Genomic DNA, 11,934 nt, shown 5'->3' on the forward strand with positions numbered 1-11,934 from the left:
AACGGCCCATTTTATGCTGCGGGACAACAGCATGGCAAACCCGGGGAGTGGCGCAATCGTCCGTATTACAGGCGGTAGCGGATCTGATCCGACCAGAAACGTTCCAGGCGAACCAGCGCCTTATTCAGGCTCTTGACGTCATCGCCCGACACTTCGCCGACGGTTTGAACGGAGCCGAGCTGGCGAAGATAGAGCTTGCTGACGACGTCGCGGGCCTCGTGGCCTTTGTCGGTGAGGCTGACACGCACCGAGCGGCGATCGGTGTCCGACCGCTTGTAGTGAATGTAGCCCATATCGACGAGTTTCTTCAGATTGTAGGAGACGTTCGAGCCGAGGTAATAGCCGCGCGTCTTCAATTCGCCCGCGGTCAATTCGCTCTCACCGATGTTATAGAGCAGCAGCGCTTGCACGCTGTTGAGTTCGGCGCCGCCACGACGATCGAATTCGTCTTTGATGACGTCGAGCAAAAGCCGATGAAGGCGTTCGATCAGGCGCAATGCCTGGAGATATTCACCGCGAAAGCCTTCTTCTTGAACGGGCGCGCGGTGACGTGCCACTTCATACGCTAAACTCATTACCCTGCCTCACATGTTTTTGACGCCACCCGGTTTGCCCCGGGTTTTGACAAATAGATAATGGGAAGGACTGAATTTCGCCTAAATAGATATAGTAAAAGAATAGTGACAGGCCCTATTTCCAAGGGTTTTTTAACCAGTCAGCAACATGAAATTTGTTTGTGGTGATTTTCGCGTTAATTGCGCAACGACAATTGGATGCAATACGCCATCGCAAATTCAGACGCGCGCGGCCTGCATTTCCGCGCGGCTCGGCAGTTCGAGATCGCCTTCCGGCAGCGGCTTGAAATAACCGTCGACGATGTCGGCTGCAACATCTTCGTAACGCCCCGGCTGCCAGACGGGCTTGCCATCTTTATCGCGTAGCAGAGCGCGCACACCTTCGTGGAAATCGTGATTTTCAAGGCAGCGCACCGCGAGGCGATAATCTTCGATCAGCGTATCGCGAATATCGAAACGAAGCGCATTCTGGATATGGCGCAGTGTTATCGCCAATGAAATCGGAGAGCACTTTCTCAACCCAGAGAGCGTGCGTTGCGCCCATTCCGAACCTTTCGCCTCGGCCCTTTCGAGCGAACGAAAAATTCCGTCAAGTGTCGGCTCGGAGAAATGCTCATTGATATGGCCGCGCTCTTTCTGCAGATCGCCTGGCTCTTGCGGCTGGTTCAGATCATCGAGAAGCGGATCGACGGGCTGGGCGTCCGCGAGCTTGGCGCGAATATCTTCGAAATGCGAGGACGATATGCAGTGCGTGACGAGCCTCAGCCATTGCGCATCGGCGCGACCGATCGAACGCCCCGTCAGGCCGAGATAGAGACCGATCGGCCATGGCATTTTCGCCAGAACGCGCGCAATCCCAACATCGGGAAAAAGTCCGATCTTCGTCTCAGGCATTGCCCATTTGAAGTTTTCACCGGCGATGCGGTGCGTATTGAACGCCGAAAGCCCCGCGCCCGAGCCCATGCACAGCCCATCAATGAAAGAGACGGTCGGCTTGGAGAAGCATTCAAGCAACCAGTTCAGCGAATATTCGTCTCGCATGTAGCTTTTTGCCGTCGCGATATCGCTTTTCGCGGCGGCGGAAAGCGCCACAACATCGCCGCCGGCGCAAAATGCTTTCGGACTGCTCGACACGAGCGCAACGATGTAGACGTCGGGATTTCTCGCGACACGCGGGATGGCGGAGAGCAACGCACGGCACATCTCATTGTCGAGAGCATTGAGCGACGACGGCCGATTAAGCGTGAACGTCTGCAACGCCTGTGTTTGGGCGGCGACGATTTTCTCAGCCTGCATCGGTGTGGCCGCGTTGATGGCGATCTTAGGTTCGTTCACTGCCTGCTCGATCGTAGACGTGCTTTGATTCTGATCGTTATGCTATGCCCCGTTTCCACCGGGCTCGCTAGTTTTTGCGGCGATAAAGCACAATCGGTCACAAGGCTCACGGAATTTGTCCAGAACTTGTAACTGCCGTGCAACGCCAATGACTTGGCCGCGGACGCAAACTCTGCGATGATTATAAGTGCGTGACTGCGCGGGCATGCGTCGCGCCCCGGCCTTGCATCGGCTTTCGAAATCTCGCCCGCGTTGAAATACCAGGCCGCATACAGACAATCATGATGACAGCATACGAGCGCAATTCGGCCAAACGAACGTATTGGCGCGCCGTCGTGGCTGCTGCCGCGTGCGCATCCGCTGCGATCGGCTTCGTTGCTGCAGATGCGGACGCGACAACCACCAAGAAACATCATAAGCCCACGCAGCAAACAGCCGCGCCGAAAACAAACGCCGCGGCGGCTTCGACGGCGGCCGATCCGGCCAATGCAACGCCTTCCGCCACCAATCCCGCCAAGGCCGACGCGCAAGCCGCAGCGAAACCTGCCGACACCTGGTCGGAAACGGAAATTGCCGACGCCCGCGCGCATTGCGCCGTTATCCTGCAGCGCATTCATGCCGTGGCGCTCCCGCACGCGCCCATCCGCGACGGCGCTTGCGGGGCTCCCGCGCCGGTCGAACTCATCAGCATCGGACAAAATCCGGAGGTCGCGCTGTCGCCGCCCGCGATCGTGCGCTGCGATCTCGTCGAGCAGCTCGCGAACTGGTTCGAAAACGATGTGCAGCCCTTAGCGCGCAAGCATCTCAAATCGGCAATCGTCCGGATCGAGACGATGAGCTCTTATTCCTGCCGCAACGCCTATGGCCGCAAGTCGACGAAGCTCAGCGAGCACGCGCTCGCAAACGCCATCGACATCGGCGGTTTCATCACCAGATCGGCGAAGACGGCCGAGGTGCTCGACGACTGGGGCAAGCCGCAGCGCGAGATTGCCGCTGAAGCCGAGGCGCGGAAGAAGGCAGCACAAGACGCGGCCGCCAAGACTGCGCAAACAAACGTCGCCAGCAATCCGGCGCAGGGGGCGTTGCCATCCATCGTTCCGTCGACGACGGGCGCGGCGGCGGCTGGGCTCGTGCGTTCGACCATCATCGAAGGCGTGTCGAATGTCGTGGTCACGTCGTCGTGGGCATCGGCCACGGATGTGAACCGGCTCGGCGGACCGGGCCCGGAAACAGCGACGCCCAAGGCGGCGTTTCCTGTCGGCCTCAGAAACCCGTCGCCGGAAATGCAGGCCTTCCTACGGGAAGCGCATGCCTCGGCCTGCCGGACGTTCGGCACGACGCTTGGACCGGAAGCGAATGCCGCGCACCGGAACCATTTTCACATCGACATGGCCCAGCGGAAGTTCGGCAAGATCTGCGACTAGGACCGACCGCCCTCTCTAGGCCAGGGGATGAGGAAACGAGCCTGGCGCCTGCGGATATCTGACCTGCGTAACGCGGCTTGCGCGGAAGGCCGGCACGTGTCCATTGTCCCCGCGGTTCCGCCATCTCAGGAACGGATCGACACGTCAGCAGGACTTTTCCCATGTCTTCTCGCATGCGCCCCACGTCTTCCGCCGCCAATGCAGGCACGCCGCCCGACTCTCTTTCCGGCGGATTTCCGGCAATTCGCATGCGCCGAAACCGGAAAAGCCCGTGGTCGCGCCGCCTCGTTGCCGAGCATCTGCTTTCGCCGAACGATCTGATCTGGCCGCTGTTCGTCGTCGATGGCGAAGCCAAGCGCATTCCGGTGGCGTCGATGCCGGGCGTCGAACGGTTGAGCGTCGATCTGATCGTCGAGGCGGCGAAGGAAGCCGAGGCGCTCGGCATCCCGGCTCTCGCCCTCTTCCCGTTTACCGACCCCAAGAAGCGTAGCGAGAGCGCCGAGGAAGCCTTCAATCCCGACAATCTCGTTTGCCGGGCGACGCGCGCGATCAAGGCCGCCAAGCTCGACATCGGGGTCGTTCTCGACGTGGCGCTGGATCCCTATACGAGCCATGGGCATGATGGGCTGATCGTCGGCGGCGAGATCGTGAACGACGAGACGACGGCCGCGCTCGTCAAGCAATCGCTGGTGCAGGCGGAAGCTGGCGCCGACGTTCTCGCTCCTTCGGACATGATGGACGGGCGCATCGGCATCATTCGCGCCGCGCTCGAGACGGCGGGCTTCAAGAACACGCAGATCATGTCGTATGCCGCGAAGTATGCGAGCGCATTTTATGGGCCGTTTCGCGATGCGGTCGGCTCGACGGGTCTGCTCAAGGGCGACAAGCGCACGTATCAGATGGACCCGGCGAACACCGAGGAAGCGCTGCGCGAGGTTGCGCTCGATCTCGACGAAGGCGCCGACATGATCATGGTGAAGCCCGGCATGCCCTATCTAGACATCGTGCAGCGGGTCTCGAGCGAATTCGGCGTGCCGACGTTCGCGTACCAAGTGTCGGGCGAATACGCGATGCTAGCCGGTGCATTCGAGCGCGGCTGGCTCGATGCCGACAAGACAATGGTCGAAAGCCTGTTGGCCTTCAAACGCGCGGGCGCGTCCGGCGTGCTGACATACTTCGCGCCCAAAGTCGCGAAATTGTTGGCGGAGTAGCTTATCTCGTCATTTCGATCTGACGAGTTTGCGAGGCCCGCGCTCGGCCGAGATGGCGGTGAGAAGCTAGCGCCGGACGCGGCGGCGGAAATCCTGGTCGGGCGGGATCTGATCGGCGGGGGCGGCGTTACCGCCTGCGGCCGCGGCGGCACCAGCCTGGTTCGGATCGTCGGACGGCGCTACCGTACCAGCGTTCGGATTGTCCTCGGCGATGGTGCGGATCGGCTTCTCGCATTTTGTCAGCCAGACATCATATGTCGGATGCTCCAGGCCGTAGATGCCGGGGCTTTCGGCAAACATCCAGCCGGTGAAAATACGTTTCTCGGAACCGTCAACCTGAGACTCATCGATCTCGACGAACGTGTCCGTCTTGGGCTCGTCGGTGGGCGGGCGCGAATAGCACGCGCGCGGCGTGATCTTGAGCGCGCCGAACGTCGCCGTCTTGTTGAGTTCGACTTCGATCTTCGAGATGTGCGCCGTCACCTTATCGAGCGCTGAAAAGACGGCGACTTGATTTTCAATGCGATCGGCTGCTGCGGGCGGCGCGGTCAGAGCCGCGAGCGCGCCAGAAAGAAGCAACCCCGACACGAACGCACCCGCACGGCGACAGACCTTCGTGCGGCGCCCGAAATCTAACAAGTCCGTCTGTCTCAACTGCAAAAACCCATTCCCCAGAGACGCGCTACCGCGCCTCGCCGGATTGCCCGCCAAAGGGGGCGATATTTCGTTCGGCCGGATTAATCTCGATTAATTCGGCTTCCACGCCTTGTAGTCGCTGGCGGATGCCGCGCGCTGGCCGGTGCCCAGGATCGATCCCTTGGGGCGATAAGCCTTCGCCGTGCCGGTCATGTTCATCTGATGCGGCTTTTGCCAGGGGCGCGGGTGATAGCGCTCTTCGGTCGGCGGCGTATCGACAGTATAATGCAGCCAGCCGTGCCATTCGGGCGGCACCTGACTCGCTTCCGAGAGCTTGGGATAGATGACCCAACGCGCCGGAACGCCCAGCGGGCCGACGCCGCTTCTCTGAATGAAATAGCGATTCCCGAACTGGTCCTCGCCGACGAGCTTGCCTTTGCGCCACGTAAACAGGCGCGTGCCCCAGGTATTGCCGCCCCACCAGCAGAAAATCTCGCTGAATAAGCTCATCGTTCGGGCATCCTTTGCCGCTGCTACCCTGATCACGAATTAGCGGTTCTTCGGCGGTGATGTCCAGACGCCATTGAGCCGGTGCAGGCATGCAACAGAGCTGACGCGGAATCGCACTAAGCTCGTCAGCAGCCGGATCGAAAAAACGGACATAATTAAGTCCTGTCCACACCACCAACGGCCAAGAGGCCCGGCAAAACCCCAACGAATGCGCGACAAACGCCAACTCCGGCCGGAAGTTGTTAACACCACTAGATGTAGTGCTTGTTGTCTCTGCCACCCCAACATCTATTTAATTTCCCTTGTCGGATCGGCTTCGAATCTCCTAACTTTGGCCCTGTTGCGACATTCGTAAGACGGACCGTTCGAGATCGGTTGACGACGACTTCGCAGCTGTTCGGTTCAGTAGCGTTCCAGCGTAGCGCGCGAGTCTTCGTCGCAATCACACACTTCGGGTCGGCATGAGGCCGGCGGAGTCGCCTTTTCGGTGTCTTCGCGGGCACGGGGAAACTGCGACCGGTGTGTTGAGTGCCGACGAGGCGCCTTCGGGCTGTCCATCCGCGTTTTCGACCCGCCGTTCGCCGGAGTTGCAGGGCTCCGAGCGCGTGGCGTCCAAAAAATCACATACGGCGCCCAGCAACACCGCTGCGCGCCGCGCAATTCGGGGGCACTTTCACATGAAGATTACACGGCGTTTCACGAAAGCCGGCCTTTCTCCTTATGCCTCGATCCCGTTCCGGCGTGCGACGTCAGAAATCAAGAACCCCGATGGTTCGATCGTTTTCCGTCTCGAAGGCTTCGATGTCCCCGAACAGTTCAGTCAGGTTGCAGCTGACATCCTGGCGCAGAAATACTTCCGCAAGGCGGGCGTGGCGCGGCGCCTGAAGCGGTGCGAAGAAACGCAGGTTCCGTCGTGGCTGTGGCGCTCCGCCCCGGATGACGCCGCTCTTGCCGAGCTGCCGGACAACGAGCGTTTCGGCGGCGAGACGGACGCGCGCCAAGTCTTCGACCGTCTCGCCGGCACCTGGACCTACTGGGGCTGGAAGGGCGGCTACTTCTCGTCCGAGGAAGACGCGCAGGCGTTCTTCGACGAGCTGCGCTACATGCTCGCCATGCAGATGGCGGCGCCGAACTCGCCGCAGTGGTTCAACACCGGCCTGCACTGGGCCTACGGCATCGACGGCCCCGGCCAGGGCCACCTCTATGTCGACTATCAGACGGGCGAACTCGTGCAGTCGACGTCGGCTTACGAGCATCCGCAGCCGCACGCCTGCTTCATCCAGTCGGTTGCCGACGACCTCGTCAACGAGGGCGGCATTATGGATCTCTGGGTGCGAGAAGCGCGCCTCTTCAAATACGGCTCGGGCACGGGCTCGAACTTCTCGTCGCTGCGCGGCGCAAATGAGAAGCTGTCGGGTGGCGGCCGTTCGTCGGGCCTGATGAGCTTCCTCAAAATCGGCGACCGGGCGGCGGGCGCCATCAAGTCGGGCGGCACGACGCGGCGCGCGGCGAAGATGGTCGTCGTCGATGTCGATCACCCGGATATCGAGGAATACATCGGCTGGAAGGTCAAAGAAGAGCAGAAGGTGGCGGCGCTCGTCACCGGCTCGAAGATCTGCCAGAAGCGGCTCAAGGCTGTGATGAAGGCTTGCGTCAACTGCGAAGCGGAAGGCGACGCCTGCTTCGAGCCGACGAAGAACCCCAAGCTGAAGATCGCGATCCGCGAAGCCAAGCGTGACGGCGTTCCGCAGAACTACATCCTGCGCGTCGTCCAGTTCGCGCGCCAGGGCTACAAGGACATCGAGTTCGACACCTACGACACCGATTGGGACAGCGAGGCCTATCTCACGGTCGCCGGTCAGAACTCCAACAACTCGGTGCGCGTGACGGATGACTTCCTCAACGCCGTCGTCGAGGACAAAGACTGGAACCTGCGTTCTCGCCTTGGCAACAAGGTAACGAAGACGATCCGCGCCCAGGATCTCTGGGAGCAAATCGGCTTTGCGGCGTGGGCCTCGGCCGATCCCGGCATCCAGTTCCACACGACGATCAACGACTGGCACACCTGCCCGCAGTCGGGACCGATCCGCGCTTCGAACCCATGCTCGGAATACATGTTCCTCGACGACACGGCATGCAACCTGGCGTCGCTGAACCTCTTGCGCTTCCGCCGCGAGGATAAGTCGTTCGACATCGAATCGTATGAGCACGGCTGCCGCCTGTGGACGGTTGTGCTCGAAATCTCGGTGCTGATGGCGCAGTTCCCGTCGCGGCAGATCGCGGAGCTTTCGTACCGCTATCGCACGCTGGGCCTTGGCTTCGCGAACATCGGCGGCCTCTTGATGTCGTCGGGCATCCCTTATGACTCAGAGGAAGGCCGCGCGATCTGCGGTGCGATCTCTGCGATCATGACGGGCGTGGCCTACGCGACGAGCGCAGAGATGGCGGAAGAGCTTGGCCCCTTCCCCGGCTACGCGCCGAATGCGCAGGATATGCTGCGCGTGATGCGCAACCATCGCCGCGCCGCTCATGGCGAAGCCGAGTTCTACGAGCAGCTCTCGGTTGCGCCGGTGCCGCTCGATCACGACGCTCTGAGGGATGCGCGCCTCGGCGACGCTGCAAAGCGCGCCTGGGATCGGGCGATCGAACTCGGCCAGGAGCATGGCTATCGCAATGCTCAAGCGACCGTCGTCGCGCCGACCGGCACGATCGGCCTCGTCATGGACTGCGATACGACCGGCATCGAGCCCGACTTCGCACTCGTGAAGTTCAAGAAGCTCGCGGGCGGTGGTTACTTCAAGATCATCAACCAGTCGGTGCCGGAAGCGCTGCGCGCGCTCGGCTATCGCGAAAGCCAGATCGCCGAGATCGAGGCTTATGCAGTCGGCCACGGCTCGCTGGCCCAGGCACCCGCCATCAACACGGGCACGCTGAAGGCCAAGGGCTTCACCGACGACGTGCTGGCGAAGGTCGAGAAGGGTCTGGCGACCGCGTTCGACATTAAGTTCGTGTTCAACCGCTGGACGCTCGGCGACGACTTCATGACGGGCAAACTCGGCATTCCAGCCGACAAGCTCAACGATCCGTCGTTCGATATCTTCGCGCACCTCGGGTACTCGAAGAAAGACGTCGAAGCCGCCAACGAACACGTCTGCGGAGCGATGACGCTTGAGGGTGCACCGCACATCAAGGCCGACGACCTGCCGGTGTTTGATTGCGCCAATCCGTGCGGCAAGAAGGGAAAGCGCTTCCTTTCGGTCGAGAGCCACATCCGCATGATGGCCGCTTCGCAGCCGTTCATCTCGGGCGCGATCTCGAAGACGATCAACATGCCGAACGATGCGACGGTCGAAGACTGCAAGCAGTCGTACATGCTGTCGTGGAAGCTGGCTCTCAAAGCCAACGCGCTCTATCGCGACGGTTCCAAGCTTTCTCAGCCGCTCAACAGCCAGATCCTCGGCGATGATGCAGACGAGGCCGCGGACGCCGTGGATGCTCTGATGAGCCAACCGCTTGCCGCTCGCACGGCGACCGTGACTGAAAAGATCGTCGAGAAGATCGTCGAGCGCGTCGTCTACGTGGAGCGCGAGAAGGCGAAGGGCCGCGACAAGCTTCCTGGCCGCCGTAAGGGCTACACGCAGAAAGCTGCTGTCGGCGGGCATAAAGTGTATCTGCGCACTGGCGAATACGACGACGGCCGCGTCGGCGAAATCTTCATCGACATGCACAAGGAAGGCGCTGCTTTCCGCTCGCTGATGAACAACTTCGCCATCGCGATCTCGCTCGGCCTGCAATACGGCGTGCCGCTGGAAGAATACGTGGAGGCGTTCACCTTCACACGCTTCGAGCCGGCGGGCCTCGTGCAGGGCAACGAGACGATCAAGAACGCGACGTCGATCCTCGACTACATCTTCCGCGAGCTGGCGGTGTCGTACCTCGGCCGTCACGATCTGGCGCACGTCGATCCGCGCGAAATCGTCGGCGAGACGGGGCTGGGCTCCAGCGACGACGATACGGATGAGCAGCTTTCGCTCAACCTGCCGGAGAGCGTGACGAAGATGGTGTCGAAGGGCCTCGTTCGCGGCGCCGACGTGGTTCGCCTCGCGAGCCGCACGACGACGAACGTTTCGGGTCCCAAGGCGTCGTCGCTTGGTGCGGCCGCCGTGCAAAACGCGAGCTACGACGTCAGCGCCCGCTACGTTGAATCGACGCTGACGCACGGCGCGAATGCGCTGTCGGCGGTAAGCGAAGAGATGCAAGCGGCGGTGTCATCGCCGGTTCTGACGAAGTCGGAGCTTTACAAGCAGCGCCTCTCCGAAGCGAAACTCCGCGGCTACGAAGGCGTCGCCTGCACCGAGTGCCAGAACTTCACGATGGTCCGGAACGGCACGTGCCTGAAGTGCGATACGTGCGGATCAACGAGCGGGTGCAGCTGAGTTAGTCCTTCCATCTTTCCCCAGGAGATCAAAATGGCGACAAATCCCCCAAAAGGCGACGGCCACAGAAATGGAGCAGTGCGTGATCGCAGCCAAACCCATAATCCCAAGACGGATCAGTGGGTCAAACGCGATGATAAAACCGGTCGCTTCATGGATGTGAAGCAAGACGGCACACCTTTCAAAGGCGTTCGAAAAGAACACAACTAACGTCATCCTCGAACATGTGAGCGTAGCGACGCGTTCGGGGATCCAGCGCGAGGCTCGTCGGAGACGACCGTATTTCTGCAAGGCGCCATCGCATGTGGCGCCTTGTTTGTTTTCGGCTTGACTGGATCCCGGCCTTCGCCGGGATGACGGTGGGAGATGACAGACTGCGCCGGGATGACGGAATGGGGAATGGTCTGCGAACGACGGGATGATGTGTTGGGGCTATCGCGGGGGCTAACCTTCTCCGGGATGAGGGAGATGGAGTGGAGATTGCCCATTCTCCGTCATGCCGACGAAGGTCGGCACCCAGACAAGCCGCAGCAGACTGTCGGTCAGAGAGCCTGCTCGGACTTATCAAATGGACCCGCGCCGATCTCGCCTGTTTGCGGATCGAAGAAATTGCGCCACTCGGGGTTCATCTGTTCGATCAAACGCAGCTTCCAAGTCCGCCGCCATTCTTTCAACTGCTTCTCACGCGCTATGGCTTGGTCGAGCGTTTCGTGGAGCTCGTAGTAGACGAGTTGCGTCACGTTGTATTGCGCAGTGAAGCCGGGAATGAGCTTCTGGGAATGCTGAGCCATCCGCGCGTGAAGATCACTCGTCACGCCAATGTAGAGCGTGCCGTTTTGGCCGCTCGCCAAGATATAGACGCACGGTGATTTGCTTTTCCGGCTCATGACGTCCCCCTGCGCAGATTGAAGCGCCGCAGGAGATCGCGCAAATCCTTTGATTGCTCGTTGGCTGGATCCCGGCCTTCGCCGGGATGACGGTGGTGGGGCTGACTGTTGCGCCGGTATGTCTAGAAATGGTTGGCGGCTGCGGCTGCGCTCGGAACTTTGCGCTTCGCCGGGATGACGGTGGTTAGGTGTCTCGGTAGAACCAACCCGCCGAGAGCGTGCGTCCTGAGATGCGAGGAAACGGAGCGTGCTCTCGGCGGTGTGGATCCGCGGACTGAATCGACCCCCCGACCAGCGCGCGATCCGGCGTCAAGTCTTCTTGGCTTTCTTCACTTTTTTCGTCTTGTGCGTCTGCGCGACCTTCTGCTTGCCAGCCTTGTGCGCGTGGACCTTTTTCTTGTCCTTTGATTTCAGCGTGACGAGCGTTGCAGTGTGCGAGGCGGATAGCCGTGGCGCTGTCGTTGCAGCCTCGGCGGAAGCGGTGGCGCCAACGCCGAGAGCGACGGCGCCGAGCAAAATCAATCGTGCAATTTTCATTGTCTTCTTTCCCAAGCAGAGCCGCAGCCGGTCTCGAGCTGCAACGCGACGCTAGGCGGCGGTTCCAGAAAAGAGAAAGAAGAAGACTTCAAATGCTCGGAAGATTTTTTTCGAACGGCCGCCTCGCCTCGGAGGCACTCGTCGCATTTTTGCGACGGCTTTATATGTCGTCTCGGCCACATCGAGGCGCGAAAACATTTCGGCGTTCATCGGACGTATACGCCGCATCAATCACAGCGATTCTCAGCGAAAGACCGCAAACGCCTTGTTTGTTGCGTTTTTGATTGTGTCCAGCATGAAGCCGCTATGCGCTTCCACACCTTATCCTCAGTCCTCCCCGTTCCTTTTGCACCTTGGGTAAACGCCGCTCGGCAATAGCGAAT

At 60.7% G+C, this 11,934-nt stretch carries 10 protein-coding genes; 4 read left to right on the forward strand and 6 right to left on the reverse strand.

Annotated elements, in window-relative coordinates:
• Window positions 1-65 precede the first annotated feature (65 nt).
• Together ldtR and HYPMC_RS12855 are read right to left on the reverse strand one after the other, a co-directional pair.
• On the reverse strand, window positions 66-575 hold the full coding sequence (ldtR, locus tag HYPMC_RS12850; RefSeq protein WP_013948395.1) for a transcriptional regulator LdtR: 510 nt from the start codon (window positions 573-575) through the stop codon (window positions 66-68).
• A gap of 219 nt (window positions 576-794) precedes the next feature.
• Entirely contained in the window at window positions 795-1,910 is a 1,116-nt protein-coding gene (locus HYPMC_RS12855) for an enoyl-CoA hydratase/isomerase family protein (protein ID WP_013948396.1), read from the reverse strand.
• Window positions 1,911-2,191: 281 nt separating this feature from the next.
• On the opposite strand from HYPMC_RS12855, the gene HYPMC_RS12860 reads away from it, so the two are divergent.
• Window positions 2,192-3,334 carry an extensin family protein gene (locus HYPMC_RS12860; RefSeq protein ID WP_013948397.1) on the forward strand — a complete coding sequence of 381 codons (1,143 nt, stop codon included), beginning with the start codon at window positions 2,192-2,194 and terminating at the stop codon, window positions 3,332-3,334.
• 161 nt (window positions 3,335-3,495) lie between these two features.
• Window positions 3,496-4,545, forward strand: coding sequence for a porphobilinogen synthase (gene hemB / locus HYPMC_RS12865; protein WP_013948398.1), 1,050 nt, complete (start codon window positions 3,496-3,498; stop codon window positions 4,543-4,545).
• Between the two features lie 66 nt (window positions 4,546-4,611).
• Here hemB and HYPMC_RS23260 read toward each other — a convergent pair whose 3' ends face one another.
• Window positions 4,612-5,133 (reverse strand): DUF2155 domain-containing protein, encoded by a 522-nt coding sequence (locus tag HYPMC_RS23260; RefSeq protein ID WP_155831249.1) that lies wholly within the window; start codon window positions 5,131-5,133, stop codon window positions 4,612-4,614.
• 159 nt (window positions 5,134-5,292) lie between these two features.
• Window positions 5,293-5,691, reverse strand: coding sequence for an NADH:ubiquinone oxidoreductase subunit NDUFA12 (locus HYPMC_RS12875; RefSeq protein WP_013948400.1), 399 nt, complete (start codon window positions 5,689-5,691; stop codon window positions 5,293-5,295).
• A gap of 677 nt (window positions 5,692-6,368) precedes the next feature.
• On the opposite strand from HYPMC_RS12875, the gene HYPMC_RS12880 reads away from it, so the two are divergent.
• Window positions 6,369-10,127: a vitamin B12-dependent ribonucleotide reductase gene (locus HYPMC_RS12880; RefSeq protein WP_013948401.1), complete on the forward strand. Its 3,759-nt coding sequence runs from the start codon at window positions 6,369-6,371 to the stop codon at window positions 10,125-10,127.
• 33 nt (window positions 10,128-10,160) lie between these two features.
• The gene (locus tag HYPMC_RS24490; protein WP_013948402.1) at window positions 10,161-10,337 is read left to right on the forward strand and encodes a hypothetical protein; all 177 of its coding nucleotides are present in this window, start codon (window positions 10,161-10,163) and stop codon (window positions 10,335-10,337) included.
• 332 nt (window positions 10,338-10,669) lie between these two features.
• On the opposite strand, the gene HYPMC_RS12885 is transcribed toward HYPMC_RS24490, so the two are convergent.
• Together HYPMC_RS12885 and HYPMC_RS12890 are read right to left on the reverse strand one after the other, a co-directional pair.
• A complete protein-coding gene (locus HYPMC_RS12885; protein WP_013948404.1) occupies window positions 10,670-11,014 on the reverse strand; it encodes a GIY-YIG nuclease family protein in 345 nt (114 codons plus the stop codon).
• A 309-nt stretch (window positions 11,015-11,323) separates the two neighbouring features.
• Window positions 11,324-11,551: a hypothetical protein gene (locus HYPMC_RS12890; protein ID WP_013948405.1), complete on the reverse strand. Its 228-nt coding sequence runs from the start codon at window positions 11,549-11,551 to the stop codon at window positions 11,324-11,326.
• Window positions 11,552-11,934 lie beyond the last annotated feature (383 nt).

Source organism: Hyphomicrobium sp. MC1 (assembly GCF_000253295.1).
GTDB lineage: Bacteria > Pseudomonadota > Alphaproteobacteria > Rhizobiales > Hyphomicrobiaceae > Hyphomicrobium_B.